The sequence below is a fragment of the Thioalkalivibrio sp. genome (genome assembly GCF_041690275.1).
Classification (GTDB): domain Bacteria; phylum Pseudomonadota; class Gammaproteobacteria; order Ectothiorhodospirales; family Ectothiorhodospiraceae; genus Thioalkalivibrio.
The window spans coordinates 19,271-33,175 of sequence record NZ_JAWLHP010000034.1; the positions used below are offsets into that span (position 1 = coordinate 19,271).

28 protein-coding genes and 1 pseudogene are annotated in these 13,905 nt (G+C 65.6%); all 29 read right to left on the reverse strand.

From position 1 onward, the window contains the following. Positions 1 to 209 precede the first annotated feature (209 nt). Positions 210 to 587, reverse strand: coding sequence for a 50S ribosomal protein L17 (gene rplQ / locus ACESMN_RS08175; protein WP_373053103.1), 378 nt, complete (start codon positions 585 to 587; stop codon positions 210 to 212). Positions 588 to 629: 42 nt separating this feature from the next. Beyond that, entirely contained in the window at positions 630 to 1,616 is a 987-nt protein-coding gene (locus tag ACESMN_RS08180; protein WP_373053104.1) for a DNA-directed RNA polymerase subunit alpha, read from the reverse strand. A gap of 21 nt (positions 1,617 to 1,637) precedes the next feature. Beyond that, a complete protein-coding gene (rpsD, locus tag ACESMN_RS08185; RefSeq protein WP_373053105.1) occupies positions 1,638 to 2,258 on the reverse strand; it encodes a 30S ribosomal protein S4 in 621 nt (206 codons plus the stop codon). 19 nt (positions 2,259 to 2,277) lie between these two features. After that, a complete protein-coding gene (rpsK, locus tag ACESMN_RS08190) occupies positions 2,278 to 2,667 on the reverse strand; it encodes a 30S ribosomal protein S11 (RefSeq protein WP_373053106.1) in 390 nt (129 codons plus the stop codon). A 19-nt stretch (positions 2,668 to 2,686) separates the two neighbouring features. Then, the gene (gene rpsM / locus ACESMN_RS08195) at positions 2,687 to 3,043 is read right to left on the reverse strand and encodes a 30S ribosomal protein S13 (RefSeq protein WP_373053107.1); all 357 of its coding nucleotides are present in this window, start codon (positions 3,041 to 3,043) and stop codon (positions 2,687 to 2,689) included. A 191-nt stretch (positions 3,044 to 3,234) separates the two neighbouring features. Then, positions 3,235 to 3,348, reverse strand: coding sequence for a 50S ribosomal protein L36 (gene rpmJ, locus ACESMN_RS08200; RefSeq protein WP_025367578.1), 114 nt, complete (start codon positions 3,346 to 3,348; stop codon positions 3,235 to 3,237). Between the two features lie 18 nt (positions 3,349 to 3,366). After that, positions 3,367 to 4,710 (reverse strand): preprotein translocase subunit SecY, encoded by a 1,344-nt coding sequence (gene secY / locus ACESMN_RS08205; protein ID WP_373053108.1) that lies wholly within the window; start codon positions 4,708 to 4,710, stop codon positions 3,367 to 3,369. Between the two features lie 2 nt (positions 4,711 to 4,712). Continuing rightward, positions 4,713 to 5,144, reverse strand: coding sequence for a 50S ribosomal protein L15 (gene rplO, locus ACESMN_RS08210; RefSeq protein WP_373053109.1), 432 nt, complete (start codon positions 5,142 to 5,144; stop codon positions 4,713 to 4,715). Between the two features lie 2 nt (positions 5,145 to 5,146). Then, on the reverse strand, positions 5,147 to 5,326 hold the full coding sequence (gene rpmD / locus ACESMN_RS08215; protein ID WP_373053110.1) for a 50S ribosomal protein L30: 180 nt from the start codon (positions 5,324 to 5,326) through the stop codon (positions 5,147 to 5,149). A gap of 2 nt (positions 5,327 to 5,328) precedes the next feature. Continuing rightward, positions 5,329 to 5,835 (reverse strand): 30S ribosomal protein S5, encoded by a 507-nt coding sequence (gene rpsE / locus ACESMN_RS08220; protein ID WP_373053111.1) that lies wholly within the window; start codon positions 5,833 to 5,835, stop codon positions 5,329 to 5,331. A gap of 27 nt (positions 5,836 to 5,862) precedes the next feature. After that, complete coding sequence (gene rplR / locus ACESMN_RS08225) at positions 5,863 to 6,216, reverse strand: 50S ribosomal protein L18 (RefSeq protein ID WP_373053112.1); 354 nt, start codon at positions 6,214 to 6,216, stop codon at positions 5,863 to 5,865. Positions 6,217 to 6,225: 9 nt separating this feature from the next. Further along, positions 6,226 to 6,756 carry a 50S ribosomal protein L6 gene (gene rplF / locus ACESMN_RS08230; RefSeq protein ID WP_373053113.1) on the reverse strand — a complete coding sequence of 177 codons (531 nt, stop codon included), beginning with the start codon at positions 6,754 to 6,756 and terminating at the stop codon, positions 6,226 to 6,228. 10 nt (positions 6,757 to 6,766) lie between these two features. Beyond that, a complete protein-coding gene (gene rpsH, locus ACESMN_RS08235) occupies positions 6,767 to 7,162 on the reverse strand; it encodes a 30S ribosomal protein S8 (RefSeq protein ID WP_373053130.1) in 396 nt (131 codons plus the stop codon). Positions 7,163 to 7,172: 10 nt separating this feature from the next. Then, positions 7,173 to 7,478 carry a 30S ribosomal protein S14 gene (gene rpsN / locus ACESMN_RS08240; protein ID WP_373053114.1) on the reverse strand — a complete coding sequence of 102 codons (306 nt, stop codon included), beginning with the start codon at positions 7,476 to 7,478 and terminating at the stop codon, positions 7,173 to 7,175. A 17-nt stretch (positions 7,479 to 7,495) separates the two neighbouring features. After that, a complete protein-coding gene (gene rplE / locus ACESMN_RS08245; protein ID WP_373053115.1) occupies positions 7,496 to 8,035 on the reverse strand; it encodes a 50S ribosomal protein L5 in 540 nt (179 codons plus the stop codon). A 16-nt stretch (positions 8,036 to 8,051) separates the two neighbouring features. Further along, the gene (gene rplX / locus ACESMN_RS08250; protein WP_373053116.1) at positions 8,052 to 8,369 is read right to left on the reverse strand and encodes a 50S ribosomal protein L24; all 318 of its coding nucleotides are present in this window, start codon (positions 8,367 to 8,369) and stop codon (positions 8,052 to 8,054) included. Positions 8,370 to 8,376: 7 nt separating this feature from the next. Next, positions 8,377 to 8,745: a 50S ribosomal protein L14 gene (gene rplN / locus ACESMN_RS08255; RefSeq protein WP_373053117.1), complete on the reverse strand. Its 369-nt coding sequence runs from the start codon at positions 8,743 to 8,745 to the stop codon at positions 8,377 to 8,379. Between the two features lie 29 nt (positions 8,746 to 8,774). Then, positions 8,775 to 9,041 carry a 30S ribosomal protein S17 gene (rpsQ, locus tag ACESMN_RS08260; protein ID WP_373053118.1) on the reverse strand — a complete coding sequence of 89 codons (267 nt, stop codon included), beginning with the start codon at positions 9,039 to 9,041 and terminating at the stop codon, positions 8,775 to 8,777. 4 nt (positions 9,042 to 9,045) lie between these two features. Beyond that, positions 9,046 to 9,240 carry a 50S ribosomal protein L29 gene (gene rpmC, locus ACESMN_RS08265; RefSeq protein ID WP_373053119.1) on the reverse strand — a complete coding sequence of 65 codons (195 nt, stop codon included), beginning with the start codon at positions 9,238 to 9,240 and terminating at the stop codon, positions 9,046 to 9,048. Further along, positions 9,240 to 9,653, reverse strand: a complete 414-nt coding sequence (gene rplP, locus ACESMN_RS08270; protein ID WP_373053120.1) for a 50S ribosomal protein L16 — start codon at positions 9,651 to 9,653, stop codon at positions 9,240 to 9,242. The genes rpmC and rplP overlap by 1 nt, the downstream gene beginning before the upstream one ends. Positions 9,654 to 9,676: 23 nt before the next feature. Beyond that, positions 9,677 to 10,354 carry a 30S ribosomal protein S3 gene (rpsC, locus tag ACESMN_RS08275; protein ID WP_373053121.1) on the reverse strand — a complete coding sequence of 226 codons (678 nt, stop codon included), beginning with the start codon at positions 10,352 to 10,354 and terminating at the stop codon, positions 9,677 to 9,679. 2 nt (positions 10,355 to 10,356) lie between these two features. Next, positions 10,357 to 10,707: a 50S ribosomal protein L22 gene (gene rplV, locus ACESMN_RS08280; RefSeq protein ID WP_373053122.1), complete on the reverse strand. Its 351-nt coding sequence runs from the start codon at positions 10,705 to 10,707 to the stop codon at positions 10,357 to 10,359. A gap of 9 nt (positions 10,708 to 10,716) precedes the next feature. Beyond that, positions 10,717 to 10,989, reverse strand: a complete 273-nt coding sequence (gene rpsS, locus ACESMN_RS08285; RefSeq protein ID WP_373053123.1) for a 30S ribosomal protein S19 — start codon at positions 10,987 to 10,989, stop codon at positions 10,717 to 10,719. A 12-nt stretch (positions 10,990 to 11,001) separates the two neighbouring features. Further along, a complete protein-coding gene (rplB, locus tag ACESMN_RS08290; RefSeq protein WP_373053124.1) occupies positions 11,002 to 11,823 on the reverse strand; it encodes a 50S ribosomal protein L2 in 822 nt (273 codons plus the stop codon). A 3-nt stretch (positions 11,824 to 11,826) separates the two neighbouring features. Beyond that, complete coding sequence (gene rplW, locus ACESMN_RS08295; RefSeq protein WP_373053125.1) at positions 11,827 to 12,123, reverse strand: 50S ribosomal protein L23; 297 nt, start codon at positions 12,121 to 12,123, stop codon at positions 11,827 to 11,829. Beyond that, positions 12,120 to 12,725 carry a 50S ribosomal protein L4 gene (rplD, locus tag ACESMN_RS08300; protein ID WP_373053126.1) on the reverse strand — a complete coding sequence of 202 codons (606 nt, stop codon included), beginning with the start codon at positions 12,723 to 12,725 and terminating at the stop codon, positions 12,120 to 12,122. Before rplD ends, rplW begins: the two co-directional genes overlap by 4 nt. A 6-nt stretch (positions 12,726 to 12,731) precedes the next feature. Continuing rightward, on the reverse strand, positions 12,732 to 13,376 hold the full coding sequence (gene rplC, locus ACESMN_RS08305; protein WP_373053127.1) for a 50S ribosomal protein L3: 645 nt from the start codon (positions 13,374 to 13,376) through the stop codon (positions 12,732 to 12,734). 113 nt (positions 13,377 to 13,489) lie between these two features. Further along, positions 13,490 to 13,801, reverse strand: coding sequence for a 30S ribosomal protein S10 (rpsJ, locus tag ACESMN_RS08310; RefSeq protein WP_006747221.1), 312 nt, complete (start codon positions 13,799 to 13,801; stop codon positions 13,490 to 13,492). A 5-nt stretch (positions 13,802 to 13,806) separates the two neighbouring features. Next, a pseudogene (locus tag ACESMN_RS08315) lies at positions 13,807 to 13,905 on the reverse strand (elongation factor Tu); the annotation flags it as partial.

The window sequence follows — 13,905 nt, forward strand, 5'->3', positions numbered from 1 at the left end:
TGGGGCGAAGGGGCATCGCGGCTGGAAGCCGCATGTGGGAGCGGCCTCCGGCCGCGATCGGGCATGGTGCGACGAAAGGGCATCGCGGCTGGAAGCCGCTCCCACAATACCCCACCGGCACCCCTGGCAGCGGCACGAACGCCAGCGGACGCCAGCAACGAAGAAGCCGGCTCGAGGCCGGCTTCTTCGTTGTTGCGAACCCGCAAGGATCAGTCGGCGGCGGAAGGCTCCGGCCGGTCCAGCAGTTCCACATAGGCCATCGGCGCGTTGTCGCCGGCCCGGTAGCCGCACTTGAGGATGCGGAGGTAGCCGCCCGGCCGCTCCTGGAAGCGCGGCCCGAGGTCGGTGAACAGCTTGCCGACCATCTCCTTGTCACGGAGGCGCGAGAAGGCCACCCGACGGGTATGCACCGAGTCCTTCTTCCCCAGCGTGATCAGCGGCTCGGCCACCCGTCGCAGTTCCTTCGCCTTGGGCAGCGTGGTCTTGATCAGTTCGTGTCGAAACAGGGACACGGTCAACGCCTGCAGCGTGGCCTTGCGGTGCGAACTGTTCCGGCTGAGTTGCCGACCGATATTGCGATGACGCATGAGAGTTACCTGGTTTTGTCAGTCCGGCGTGGGCCGTTGTTGTTATTCCGTGGTTTCCTGCAGTCCCGGCGGCGGCCAGTTCTCCAGACGCATGCCCAGGGACAGGCCGTGGCTCGCGAGCGTGTCCTTGATCTCGGTCAGGGACTTCTTGCCGAGGTTTGGCGTACGCAGCAGCTCCACCTCGGTACGCTGCACGAGGTCACCGATGTGATAGATGTTCTCGGCCTTCAGGCAATTGGCCGAGCGCACGGTGAGTTCGAGTTCGTCGACCGGCCGCAGCAACACCGGATCGACCGGCCCGACGCCGGGACGGCCCGGCTCGGGCCCGGTCTCCTTGAGATCCACGAACGGCGACAGTTGCCGCTGCAGGATGCCCGCGGCTTGCCGCACCGCGTCATCCGGGGCGATCGCCCCGTTGGTCTCGAGTTCGAGCACCAGGCGGTCCATGTCGGTACGCTGCGCAAGACGGGCGCTCTCGACACGGTAGGCCACGCGCCGGATGGGGCTGAAGCTGGCGTCCAGCATCAGGCGTCCGATGGTGGTCTCCTCCATGTCGGCCTGGCGGCGGGCCGCGACCGGCTCGTAACCGCGGCCCGTGCGCAGGCGCAGGGACATCGCCAGCTCCACGTTCTTGTTGATGTTCGCGATCACGTGGTCCGGATTCACCAGCTCCACGTCGTGATCCAGCTTGATATCGGCGGCCGTGACCACGCTCGGGCCCTGCTTCCGCAGCGAAAGCACGGCCTCCTCGCGGCTGTGCATGCGCAGCGACACGCCCTTGAGGTTCAGCAGGATATCGACAACGTCCTCCTGCACCCCCTCGATCGTGGAGTACTCGTGAAGCACGCCCTCGATCTCAACCTCGACGATCGCGGTACCGGTGATCGAAGACAGCAGCACCCTTCGCAGGGCGTTGCCGAGCGTGTGCCCGAACCCGCGCTCGAGCGGCTCCAGGACCACCTTCGCCTTGCTCCGGTTCTCGGCCTCGACCTCGATGTGCTGCTTGTTGACCAGTTCATTCACTTGCATGTGCGCTCCTGCGTACCAGCGTTACTTCGAGTACAACTCGACCACCAGCGACTCGTTGATGTCGGCCGGGAGGTCGGTCCGATCGGGCAACGCCTTGAAGACGCCCTCGAACTTGCTGCTGTCCACCTCGACCCAGCCGGGAAGCCCGGCCTGCTCGGCCAGGGTCAGTGCATCCCGGATGCGCACCTGCTTGCGGGCCTTCTCGCGCACCGAGATCACGTCGGAGGGCGACACCTGGTAGGACGGGATGTTCACCGTGCGCCCGTTGACCAGAATGGCCCGGTGCGACACCAGCTGCCGGGCCTCGGAACGCGTGCCGCCGAAACCCATGCGGTAGACCACGTTGTCGAGCCGGCCCTCGAGCAGGCGCAGGAGGTTGTCACCGGTCGAGCCCTTCAGGCGCGAGGCCTCCTGGTAATAATTACGGAACTGCTTCTCGAGCACTCCGTAGGTACGCCGCAGCTTCTGCTTCTCCCGCAGCTGCACCCCGTAGTCGGAGAGGCGCGTGCGGCGATCGCCGTGCTGTCCCGGCGCCTTGTCGAGCTTGCACTTGGTCTCCAGGGCACGCGCCCGGCTCTTCAGGCCGAGGTCGGCACCCTCGCGACGGCTAAGCTTGCACTTCGGTCCAATATAACGGGCCATGAATCAACTCCGAATCGGTTCAGACACGCCGCTTCTTCGGCGGACGGCAGCCGTTGTGCGGAATGGGGGTGATGTCGCTGATGTTCGTGATCTTGAATCCCACGTTGTTCAGCGCACGCACCGCGGATTCCCGTCCCGGCCCCGGACCCCTCACGAGCACCTCGAGGTTCTTCACGCCGTGCTCCTGGGCGGCGGAACCCGCCCGCTCCGCAGCGACCTGCGCGGCGAACGGAGTCGATTTGCGCGATCCACGAAAGCCGGAACCGCCGGAGGTGGCCCAGCTCAGCGTGTTGCCCTGGCGATCCGTGATGGTGATGATCGTGTTGTTGAACGAGGCGTAGACATGGGCAACGCCCTCGGCCACGTTCTTTCGGACCTTTTTCTTGGTCTTGGATTGCGGTTGTGCCATTGACTGGGTCCCGGGAAGATTACTTGCGAATCGGACGGCGAGGACCCTTGCGGGTGCGCGCGTTGGTGCGGGTCTGCTGCCCGCGCACGGGCAGGCCGCGGCGGTGGCGAATGCCGCGATAGCAGCCCAGGTCCATCAGCCGCTTGATGTTCATGCTGATCTCCCGTCGCAGGTCACCCTCGACGGGGACGCGGCCGACCGCTGCGCGCAGGTTCTCCACCTCGGCATCGGTCAGGTCACGCACCTTGATGTCCTCGCGGACGCCGGCAGCCTCACAGATCTGGCGGGCGCGCGTCCTGCCGATCCCGTAGATCGCGGTCAGTGCGATCACGGTGTGCTTCTGGTCGGGAATGTTGATACCAGCGACGCGAGCCATCCAAACTCTCCATCAAATTCGGCAAAGCCGATTATTATAGCCAAAGACCTGCTTGTGCTCAAGCGCGAATTCGCGTGAAGACCGCCCGCGGGGCGCGCAACCTGGCGCCTTCCCGCTTGCGGCAGAGCCAATGCCCAGGCCGGCGCCGGACCCGTCGTGATCCATCGGGTTGGCGCGTGTTGCCATGACCGTCAGCCCTGACGCTGCTTGTGGCGCGGGTCGCTGCAGATCACGCGGACCACGCCATGACGCCGGATCAGCTTGCAGTTGCGGCAGATCGGCTTCACTGATGCTCTCACCTTCATTTCGTCTCTCTCCAAAACCTAGCGGATGTTGCTTCCGCCGAAACCCTTGAGATTCGCCTTGCGCATCAGTCCTTCGTACTGGTGCGACATCAGGTGTGCCTGCAGCTGCGACATGAAGTCCATCGTCACGATCACGATGATCAGCAGCGAGGTGCCACCAAAATAGAACGGCACGTTCCAGTACAGGATCAGGAACTCGGGCAGCAGGCACACCGCGGTGATGTAGATGGCGCCGACCGCGGTCAGGCGCGTCATCACGCCGTCGATGAACCGCTCCGTCTGCACGCCCGGACGGATGCCCGGCACGAAGGCCCCCTGCTTCTTCAGGTTCTCCGCGGTCTCGCGCGAGTTGAAGACCAGCGCGGTGTAGAAGAAGCAGAAGAAGATGATCGCCGCCGCATAGAATGCCACGTAAAGGGGCTGCCCGGGTGACAGCGTGGTCGAGATCTCCCGGAGCCACCCCATGCCCTCCGCCTGCCCGAACCACTGTCCCAGCGTCGCCGGAAACAGGATGATGCTCGAGGCGAAGATCGGCGGGATCACGCCCGCCATGTTCAGCTTCAGCGGCAGATGGCTGGACTGGCCACCGATCACCTTGCGGCCCACCTGGCGCTTCGCGTAGTTGATCGTGATCCGCCGCTGACCGCGCTCGACGAAGACGACGAAGGCCGTGACCGCCAGCGCCAGCACCAGCAGGATGACCACAAAGGCCGCGGCCAGTTCGCCGGTGCGCGCAAGCTCCAGCGTCCCGCCGATCGCCGCCGGCAGGCCCGCGACAATACCCGCGAAGATGATGATCGAGATGCCGTTACCCACACCGCGTTCCGTGATCTGCTCGCCCAGCCAGACGAGGAACATCGTTCCCGTCACCAGCGATACGACCACCGTCGGAATGAAGATGTGTACCGGCGTCAGGGCCATCGGCATGCCCTGGATGGTCTGGCCACTCAGCGCGACCGAGATCCCGATGCTCTGGAAGAGCGCCAGCAGCACCGTGCCGTAGCGCGTGTACTGGGTGATCTTGCGGCGCCCGGACTCGCCTTCCTTCTTCAGCTGCTGCAGGTGCGGGACGGTCGCCGCCAGCAGCTGCATGATGATCGCCGCGGAGATATAGGGCATCACCCCGAGGGCGAAGATGGACAGGCGTTCCAGCGCGCCTCCCGAGAACATGTTGAACATGTCCAGGATCGTGCCGCTGTGCTGCTCGAAGAAGCTCGCGACCGCGACCGGGTTGATCCCCGGCACCGGGATGAAGGTGCCGATACGGTAGACCACCAGCGCACCCAGCACGAAGAGCAGCCGCTGGCGGAGTTCGGAAAACCCCGCCAGGCCGCCACCCTTTGCTGCCGCTCCCCGTGCCATCGTTACTCCTCGACGCGCCCGCCGGCGGCCTCGATCGCGACCCGGGCACCGGTGGTGACGGCGATGCCACGCAGCACGCGTGGCTTGTCCAGGGTGCCGGAGGCGAAGACCTTGGCGCGCTCGGCGCCGCCCGGAACCAGCCCGGCCGCCTTCAGCGACTCGAGGGTCACGTCACCCTCCACCCGCTGCAGCTCGTGCAGACGCACCTCGGCAGTGCGCTTCAGGGTCCGGGAGCGGAAGCCGACCTTCGGCAGACGACGCTGCAGCGGCATCTGACCGCCCTCGAAGCCCACCTTGTGGTAGCCGCCGGAGCGGGACTTCTGTCCCTTGTGACCGCGCCCCGAGGTCTTGCCGAGGCCGGAGCCGATACCCCGCCCGAGGCGCTTGGCCTTGGCCCGGGAGCCAGGGGTCGGAAGCAGTTCGTTCATGCGCATGGTCAGGCCTCCTCGACCTTCAGCAGGTACGCCACCTTGCGCACCATGCCCAGGTTCTCGGGCGTGGCCTCCACCACGGAGGTGCTCTGCGTCTTGCGCAGACCGAGCCCCCGGACGCAGGCCTTGTGGTTGGCCAGTCGGCCCGCAGTGGAACGGACCAGCGTGAGTCTGAGCTTGTTCATCTTCAACCCGTGATTTCTTCGAGGGTCTTGCCGCGCTTCGCGGCGACCATTTCGGGATCGTCGACGGCCGCGAGGCCGTTGATCGTCGCCTGCACCACGTTGATGGGGTTGCGCGAGCCGACGCACTTGGCGAGCACGTTGCGCACCCCCGCCACCTCGAGCACCGCGCGCATCGCGCCACCGGCGATCACTCCCGTTCCCTCGGATGCCGGCTGCATGTAGACGTTCGCCGCGCCATGGTAGCCGTTCACCGCGTAGTGCAGCGTTCCCTGGTTCAACCGGACGGTCGTCAGGTTCTGACGCGCCTGCTGCATCGCCTTCTGAATCGCCAGCGGCACCTCCCGGGCCTTGCCGTACCCGTAGCCGACGCGCCCGTCGCCGTCGCCGACCACGGTCAGCGCGGCGAAACGGAACTGGCGACCGCCCTTGACCACCTTCGCGACCCGATTGACGCTGATCAGTTTTTCCTGCAGCCCGTCCGTGGCTTCGCTTGCTTCGTTACGTGCCATTGCTCTCTCCGGTGAAATCGGGTCCGATCAGAACTGCAGCCCGCCTTCGCGGGCGGCCTCGGCCAGCGCCTGCACCCGCCCGTGATAGCGGAATCCCGCGCGGTCGAAGGCGACCCTGTCGATCCCCGCTGCGCGGGCCCGCTCGGCGATCAGCCGTCCCACCCGCGCGGCGGCCTCCGTATTGCCCGTGTATCCCAGCTCGCCGCGGACCCCGGACTCGACCGTGGACGCTGCCGCGAGCACCGCGTCGCCGCTGGGCGCGACGATCTGCGCGTAGATATGGCGGGGCGTGCGGTGCACGCACAGGCGGTGCGCCCCCAGTTCCCGGATCTTGTACCGCGCGCGGCGCGCCCTTCTGAGTCTCGACTCTTTCTTGTCCACGGTTACACCCTACTTCTTCTTGGCTTCTTTACGCAGAATGCGCTCGCCCTTGTACTTCACGCCCTTGCCCTTGTACGGCTCCGGGCGACGAAAATCCCGTATGTTCGCGGCGACCTGCCCCACCTGCTGACAGTCATGTCCCTTGACCACGATCTCCGTCTGACTCGGCGTCTCGATGCTGATGCCGTCGGGAATCTGGAACGCGATGGGGTGCGAATAGCCCAGCGACAGGTTCAGCACCTTGCCCTGCGCCTGCGCCCGGTAACCGACGCCGACGAGTTCGAGGGCGCGCTCGAAGCCCTGGCTCACACCATGCACGTGATTGCCCAGGACCGAGCGGATGGTACCTGCGAGAGCGGGGTTGTCGTTGTTCGCCGCCGGCGACACGGTCGCGACGTTGCCCTCGATGGACACCTCCACCGCTTCGGGACAGCGCATGCTGATCTCGCCCTTGGGGCCCTTCACGGTGATTTCCTGCCCACTCATCTCCAGCGACACCCCTGCCGGCAGGTCGAGCGGTCTTTTTGCTACCCGAGACATGACAGTTTCCTCAATAGATCTTGCAGAGCACTTCGCCGCCCTGGCCCAGGGCTCGTGCCGCACGGTCGGTCATCACCCCCTTCGGGGTGGAGACCACCGCGACGCCGAGGCCCGCGTGGATTCGGGGCAGCTCGTCCTTGCCACGGTAGATCCGCAGACCCGGACGGCTGATGCGCTCGATATTCTCGATCACGCCGCGCCCCTGGAAATACTTCAGGGTCACGCGCAGCTGCCTGGACGCGCCCTCGCCCTCGGCGCCGACGTCGGCGACATAGCCCTCTTCCGCGAAGACCTTCAGGATCGCCTCCTTGGTGCGGCTGTAGGGGACCGCGACGGTCTTCTTCTCGGCCCGCTGGGCATTCCGCACCCGGGTCAGCAGGTCGGCAATCGGATCGGTCATCATGATTCTGTTCTCCTTACCAACTGGCCTTGCGCAGTCCCGGAATCTCGCCGCGCATCGCGTACTCGCGCAGCTTGTTGCGGCCGAGACCGAACCGGCGGTAGTAGCCCTTCGGTCGTCCGGTGATACCGCAGCGGTTGCGCCTGCGCACAGGACTCGAGTCGCGCGGAAGCTTCTGCAGCGCCTGCATGGCCGCCATGCGCTCTTCGCCGGGCAGTGACTCGTCCAGCACCTTGGCCTTCAGTTCGGCCCGGCGCGCCGCGTACTTCTGCACCAGCCTTGCGCGCTTCTGCTCGCGCATCATCATCGAAACCTTTGCCATTTCTCGGGAACCTCGGGTTACGTCCGGAAGGGGAAGCGGAAGGCCTCGAGCAATGCCTTCGCCTCCTCGTCGTTCTTTGCGTTGGTGGTGATGGTGATGTCCATCCCGCGGATCTTGTCGATGCGGTCGTAGTCGATCTCGGGGAAGATGATCTGTTCCTTCACACCCAGGCTGTAATTGCCGCGGCCATCGAAGGCCCGCGGACTGAATCCGCGGAAGTCACGGACGCGGGGAATCGCGACGTTGATCAGCCGATCGAGAAATTCGTACATGCGCCCACGCCGCAGCGTCACCTTGCATCCGATCGGGTAACCGTCGCGGATCTTGAAGGCCGCGATGGATTTCCGGGCCTTGGTGACCACCGGCTTCTGGCCGGCAATCGCGGTCATGTCCGACATGGCGTGATCGATCACCTTCTTGTCGGCAACCGCATCGCCCAGTCCCATGTTCAGCGTGATCTTGGTGATCCGGGGAACCTCCATCACGTTCGCGTACTGGAATTTCTCCTGCAGGGCCGGGATCACCGACTCCAGGTACTGCGCTCTCAAACGTTCCATGGCTCTCATTCCGCCCTTATGCGTCGACGACTTCGCCGTTCGAGCGGAACACCCGAACCTTGCGACCGTCTTCGAGGGTCTTGAAGGAAACCCGGTCACCCTTCGCGGCGGCCGGGTTGAACAGCATCACGTTCGAGACGTGAATCGGCATCTCTTTCTCGATGATCCCGCCGGTCCGACCCATGTTCGGGTTCGGCTTCTGGTGCTTCTTCACCATATTGATGTTCTGCACCAGGACGCGGCTGTCCGGGAAGACCCGCAGCACGGTGCCGCGGCGCCCCTTGTCCTTGCCGGTGATGACCATCACATCATCACCCTTGCGAATCTTATTCATGCCTGCCTCACAAGACTTCGGGCGCCAGCGAGATGATCTTCATGAACTTCTCGCCACGCAGTTCACGGGTCACCGGCCCGAAGATACGGGTACCGATCGGCTGCAGCTGGTTGTTCAGCAGCACCGCGGCATTGCGGTCGAAGCGAATCACCGAGCCGTCGGGGCGGCGCACGCCGGAGGCGGTGCGGACCACCACTGCGTTGTAGACGTCGCCCTTCCTGACCTTGCCGCGCGGAATCGCGTCCTTCACGCTCACCTTGATCACGTCGCCGACACGCGCGTAACGGCGATGCGATCCCCCGAGCACCTTGATGCACTGCACCCGGCGGGCGCCGCTGTTGTCGGCGGCCTCGAGAACGGTCTGCATTTGAATCATGACTAATTCTCCAACGAATGGGCGCCGGGTCAGGCCGGGGCGCGGCCGAGCACTTCCACGAGTGCGAAACGCTTCATGCGCGACAGCGGACGGCATTCGCGGATGCGCACGGTGTCACCGGCGCGGGACTCGTTGCCCTCGTCGTGCACGTACAGCCGGGTGCTCCGGCGAATGAACTTCCCGTACAGCGGGTGCCGCACGCGGCGTTCCACCACCACGGTCCGGGTCTTGTCCGTCTTGTCGCTCACCACACGCCCGATGATGGAACGCTGGGTCCTGGACACTTCTTCGTTCATGTTCTTATCCTGCCCGCTTGCGTTGGTTGATGAGCGTCTGGATCTGGGCGATCTCGCGCCGGACCTTCTTCACGCGATCCGGACGCGCGAGCTGACCCACCGCCTTCTGCATGCGCAGCGCAAACTGCTCCTGGTACAGGCCGTCCAGCTCTTCGGTCAGCTCGGAGGCGTTCTTCTTCTGCAGCTCTGCAAACCTCATCACATCACCTGCCTGCGCGCGAAGGTGGTCTTGATCGGGAGCTTGGCCGCGGCCAGGCGAAGGGCCTCGCGCGCAACTTCCTCGTTCACGCCCTCCATCTCGTAGAGGATGCGACCGGGCTGGATCTTGCACACCCAGTACTCCACGTTGCCCTTGCCCTTGCCCATGCGCACCTCGAGGGGCTTCTTGGACACCGGCACGTCGGGAAAGACCCGGATCCAGATCTTCCCACCGCGCTTGATGTGACGGACCATCGCACGGCGGGCGGCCTCGATCTGGCGCGCAGTGATGCGACCACGGTCGACGGCCTGAAGGCCGTATTCACCGAAGCTCACCTTGGCGCCCGAGGTGGCAAAACCGCGGTTCTTGCCCTTGAATTGCTTCCGGAACTTGGTTCTCTTTGGCTGCAGCATGTCGAATTCCTTGTTGGGCGGGCCTAGCTGGTGGCGCCCGGCCGGGACTCGGCGGCGCTATCCAGGCCGAACACCTCGCCCTTGAAGATCCACACCTTGATACCGATCACGCCGTAGGTCGTCTTCGCCTCGGCAAACCCGTAGTCGATGTCGGCACGCAGCGTGTGCAGGGGAACGCGGCCCTCGCGGTACCACTCGGAGCGCGCGATCTCGGCCCCGTTCAGGCGGCCGGACACGTGGACCTTCACGCCCTGGGCGCCGAGGCGCACCGCATTGCCCACCGCGCGCTTCATCGCGCGCCGGAACATGATCCGGCGTTCCAGCTGCTGGGCGATGCCCTCGGCCACCAGCTGCGCGTCGACCTCCGGCTTGCGGATCTCCTCGATGTTGATCTTGACGTTGCTCACCTCGAGCCCGGACCGCGCCGCGACCTCGCGGCGCAGCGCCTCGATGTCCTCGCCCTTCTTGCCGATCACGATCCCCGGCCGCGCGGTGTGGATGGTCACGTGCGCGGCACGCGACGGGCGCTCGATCTGGATGCGGCTGACCGACGCATGCGACAGGCGCTTGCGCAGGAAGGCGCGCAGCTCCAGGTCGTCGTTGAGCGTCTTGCCGAATGCATCCCCGTCCTCGTACCAGATGGCGGACCACGGGCGCGAGATGCCGAGGCGGATACCGGTTGGATGTACCTTCTGACCCATGACTACCTCGCTCCCGTTTCACTGACGCCAATCAGGATATGACTGGTCCGTTTCAGGATGCGGTTGCCGCGACCCTTGGCCCGCGCCTGCATCCTCTTCATCACCGGACCCTCGTCCACCTGGACCCGGGTGACGCGCAGCTCGTCGACATCCGCGCCGTCGTTGTTCTCCGCATTCGCAATCGCGGAATCCAGGACCTTCTTCAGCATCGCCGCGGCCCGCTTGGGGCTGAAGGCCAGCTCGTTCAGTGCCTGCTCCACCGGCATGCCCCGGACCTGGTCCGCCACCAGACGCGCCTTCTGCGGCGAAATCCGCGCGTAACGCAGCTTCGCGATCGTTTCATCCGTCTTCATTACAGTTCCTTAACGCGACTTCTTGTTGGCCACGTGACCCTTGAAGGTCCGGGTGCCGGCGAATTCGCCGAGCTTGTGTCCGACCATGTTCTCCGTCACCAGCACCGGTACGTGCTGCCGACCGTTATGGACGGCCACCGTCAGCCCCACCATCTGCGGGATGATCATCGATCGGCGCGACCAGGTCTTGATCGGACGGCGATCGTTCTTTTCCACCGCAACATCGACCTTCTTCAACAGGTGATGATCGACGAACGGACCCTTCTTCAGTGAACGCGGCATGCTCGAACTCCGTTACTTCTTCCGACGACGCACGATCATGCGGTCGGTTCGCTTGTTGTTTCGGGTCTTGTAGCCCTTGGTCGGGACGCCCCACGGGGTCACCGGCTGCAGACCGAAGTTGCGGCCCTCGCCGCCGCCGTGCGGGTGATCGACCGGGTTCATCACCGTCCCGCGCACCGTCGGGCGCACGCCGATCCAGCGCTTCGCGCCCGCCTTGCCGAACTTGCGCAGGGCGTGCTCCGAGTTGCCGACCTCGCCGACCACCGCCCGGCATTCCGAAGGGACCCGGCGCATCTCGCCGGAGCGCAGGCGCAGGGTCGCGTGCCGGCCCTCCCGGGCCACCACCTGCACCGAGGTTCCGGCAGAGCGCGCCAGCTGGGCGCCCTTGCCCGGTCTCATCTCCACGCAATGGACCACGGTGCCGACCGGAATCGAACGCAGCTCCATCGCGTTGCCCGTGCGCACCGGCGCCTGGCTTCCGCTCAGCACGGCATCGCCCGCCCGCAGGCCCCTGGGCGCGATGATGTACCGGCGCTCACCGTCCGCGTACTTCAGCAGCGCCAGGTGCGCGCTGCGGTTCGGATCGTATTCGAGGCGCTCGACGACCGCGGGGACGTTGTCCTTGTTGCGCTTGAAGTCGACCAGGCGGTAGTGCTGCTTGTGGCCACCGCCGATGTGCCGGGTCGTGATGCGCCCCTGATTGTTGCGGCCGCCCGTCCTGGACTTCTTCTCCAGAAGCGGCCCGTAGGGTGCGCCCGGATGCAGCTCCGGGCTCCGGACCTTGACCGCGTGGCGGCGGCCCGCGGAGGTTGGGTTGGTCTTCATGATCGCCATGGCTTACACCTGCTCTCCTTCGCCCAGTTCGATCGTCTGCCCTTCAGCAAGGGAGACGTAGGCCTTCTTCCAGTGGTTGCGGCGACCGAACTGACGCCCGAAGCGCTTCACCTTGCCGTCCTGGACCAGGGTGCGAACGGAATCCACCTTCACCTCGAAGATCTTCTCCACCGCCTGCCTGATCTCGGATTTCGTGGCGTCGCGGCGCACCTTGAACACGTGCGTACCGACTTCACCGGCAGCGGTGGACTTCTCGGACACCACCGGACCCAGAATCACCTGCAGCAGACGCTGGTTCATGCCAACCACTCCTCTATGTGCTTCACCGCGCCCGTGGTCATCACCACCGTCTCGGCGCCCACCAGCACCACCGGATTGACCTCCGCCGCGGCGACGATGTCGATGTTCCGGAGGTTGCGCAGGGCCTGCCACGTGCTGGCGTCACTCTCCGCCGTGACGATCACCCCGGACTCCAGACCGAGCGCCGACAGCGCGGCCACCGCATCGCGGGTGCGCCCGGACTCCACCGCGAACGCCTCGACGATCTTCAGCCGATCCTGCCGCAGCAGCTCGGAGAGGATCGCGGCGATCGCGGCCCGGTACATCTTGCGATTGACCTTCTGGCCGAAGTCGCGCGTACCCGCCGGGAAGACCTTGCCGCCCCCGCGCCACAGCGGGCTGCGGATGGTGCCGGCACGGGCGCGCCCCGTCCCCTTCTGACGGAACGGCTTGATGCCTCCGCCGCTGACCTCGGAACGGCCCTTCTGGGCCCGGGTTCCCGAACGCGCGCCGGCCAGGTGGGCGACCACGCTCTGGTGCACCAGCGACTCGTTGAAGTCACGCTCGAAGCAGGCGGGCGACAGCTCGACCGCCGTCGCGGTATCCGTGGTATTCACTTGCATCGCTTGTTATCCCCTGGCCTTCACGGCGGGACGGATGATCACGTCGGCGCTGGGCGCGCCCGGCACCGCCCCGTGGATCAGCAACAGCCCGCGGTCACTGTCGACGCGTACCACCTTCAGATTCTGCGTCGTGGTGCGCACCGCGCCCATGTGCCCCGCCATCTTCTTGTTCTTGAACACGCGACCCGGGGTCTGGTTCTGACCGATCGAACCCGGCGCCCGGTGCGAGCGCGAGTTGCCGTGGGTCGCGTCCTGCATGTGGAAGTTGTGGCGCTTGACCACACCCTGAAAACCCTTGCCCTTGCTCCGGGCCGTCACGTCGACCACCTGCCCCTCGGTGAACAGGCTCACGCCGATCTCGTCGCCCTCGGACATGCCCTCGAGCTGACCCGCATCGACGCGGAACTCCCAGAGCCCGGTACCCGGCTGCACCGAGGCCTTCGCGAAGTGCCCCGCCTCGGGCCTCGAGACCCGCGAGGGCTTGCGCGCCCCGGCGGTCAGCTGCACGGCGTCGTAGCCGTCGCGCTCCGCGCGCTTGAGCTGCACCACGCGGTTGTGGCCGACCTGCACCACCGTGACCGGCAAGGACGCGCCGTCCTCGGCAAAGACCCGCGTCATACCGATCTTGCGACCGATGAGTCCAAGAGACATTGGTAACCCCTTCCTGATTTCCGTGCGCCTCGAAGGCGCCCTAACGCCGTGGCCCGGCGGCTCGAAACCCGCCGGGCCACGGAAAGCCACGCATTATGGCAGAAAATTGACCGCTAGTTAAGCCTGATCTGCACATTCACGCCCGCGGCCAGGTCCAGCTTCATCAGCGCATCCACCGTCTTGTCCGTCGGATCGAGGATGTCCATCAGCCGCTTGTGGGTGCGCAGCTCGTACTGATCGCGCGCGTCCTTGTTGACGTGCGGCGAGATCAGCACGGTGTAGAGTTCGCGCTTGGTCGGTAGCGGGATGGGGCCCTTGACCCGAGCGCCCGTGCGCTTCGCGGTCTCCACGATCTCGGCGGCGGAGCGGTCGATCAGACGGTGATCGAAGGCCTTGAGACGGATTCTGATACGCTGATTTGCCATTTTGCTCACTCGATGATCTTGGAGACGACGCCGGCGCCGACGGTGCGGCCGCCCTCGCGGATCGCGAAGCGCAGACCGTCCTCCATCGCGATCGGACTGATCAG

Coding starts and splice junctions, on each gene's coding strand:
- rplQ (WP_373053103.1), bottom strand. CDS start 587: ATGCGTCATCGCAATATCGGTCGGCAACTCAGCCGGAACAGTTCGCAC.
- ACESMN_RS08180 (WP_373053104.1), bottom strand. CDS start 1,616: ATGCAAGTGAATGAACTGGTCAACAAGCAGCACATCGAGGTCGAGGCC.
- rpsD (WP_373053105.1), bottom strand. CDS start 2,258: ATGGCCCGTTATATTGGACCGAAGTGCAAGCTTAGCCGTCGCGAGGGT.
- rpsK (WP_373053106.1), bottom strand. CDS start 2,667: ATGGCACAACCGCAATCCAAGACCAAGAAAAAGGTCCGAAAGAACGTG.
- rpsM (WP_373053107.1), bottom strand. CDS start 3,043: ATGGCTCGCGTCGCTGGTATCAACATTCCCGACCAGAAGCACACCGTG.
- rpmJ (WP_025367578.1), bottom strand. CDS start 3,348: ATGAAGGTGAGAGCATCAGTGAAGCCGATCTGCCGCAACTGCAAGCTG.
- secY (WP_373053108.1), bottom strand. CDS start 4,710: ATGGCACGGGGAGCGGCAGCAAAGGGTGGCGGCCTGGCGGGGTTTTCC.
- rplO (WP_373053109.1), bottom strand. CDS start 5,144: ATGCGCATGAACGAACTGCTTCCGACCCCTGGCTCCCGGGCCAAGGCC.
- rpmD (WP_373053110.1), bottom strand. CDS start 5,326: ATGAACAAGCTCAGACTCACGCTGGTCCGTTCCACTGCGGGCCGACTG.
- rpsE (WP_373053111.1), bottom strand. CDS start 5,835: ATGGCACGTAACGAAGCAAGCGAAGCCACGGACGGGCTGCAGGAAAAA.
- rplF (WP_373053113.1), bottom strand. CDS start 6,756: ATGTCTCGGGTAGCAAAAAGACCGCTCGACCTGCCGGCAGGGGTGTCG.
- rpsN (WP_373053114.1), bottom strand. CDS start 7,478: ATGGCAAAGGTTTCGATGATGATGCGCGAGCAGAAGCGCGCAAGGCTG.
- rplE (WP_373053115.1), bottom strand. CDS start 8,035: ATGGAACGTTTGAGAGCGCAGTACCTGGAGTCGGTGATCCCGGCCCTG.
- rplX (WP_373053116.1), bottom strand. CDS start 8,369: ATGAATAAGATTCGCAAGGGTGATGATGTGATGGTCATCACCGGCAAG.
- rplN (WP_373053117.1), bottom strand. CDS start 8,745: ATGATTCAAATGCAGACCGTTCTCGAGGCCGCCGACAACAGCGGCGCC.
- rpsQ (WP_373053118.1), bottom strand. CDS start 9,041: ATGAACGAAGAAGTGTCCAGGACCCAGCGTTCCATCATCGGGCGTGTG.
- rpmC (WP_373053119.1), bottom strand. CDS start 9,240: ATGAGGTTTGCAGAGCTGCAGAAGAAGAACGCCTCCGAGCTGACCGAA.
- rplP (WP_373053120.1), bottom strand. CDS start 9,653: ATGCTGCAGCCAAAGAGAACCAAGTTCCGGAAGCAATTCAAGGGCAAG.
- rpsC (WP_373053121.1), bottom strand. CDS start 10,354: ATGGGTCAGAAGGTACATCCAACCGGTATCCGCCTCGGCATCTCGCGC.
- rplV (WP_373053122.1), bottom strand. CDS start 10,707: ATGAAGACGGATGAAACGATCGCGAAGCTGCGTTACGCGCGGATTTCG.
- rpsS (WP_373053123.1), bottom strand. CDS start 10,989: ATGCCGCGTTCACTGAAGAAGGGTCCGTTCGTCGATCATCACCTGTTG.
- rplB (WP_373053124.1), bottom strand. CDS start 11,823: ATGGCGATCATGAAGACCAACCCAACCTCCGCGGGCCGCCGCCACGCG.
- rplW (WP_373053125.1), bottom strand. CDS start 12,123: ATGAACCAGCGTCTGCTGCAGGTGATTCTGGGTCCGGTGGTGTCCGAG.
- rplD (WP_373053126.1), bottom strand. CDS start 12,725: ATGCAAGTGAATACCACGGATACCGCGACGGCGGTCGAGCTGTCGCCC.
- rplC (WP_373053127.1), bottom strand. CDS start 13,376: ATGTCTCTTGGACTCATCGGTCGCAAGATCGGTATGACGCGGGTCTTT.
- rpsJ (WP_006747221.1), bottom strand. CDS start 13,801: ATGGCAAATCAGCGTATCAGAATCCGTCTCAAGGCCTTCGATCACCGT.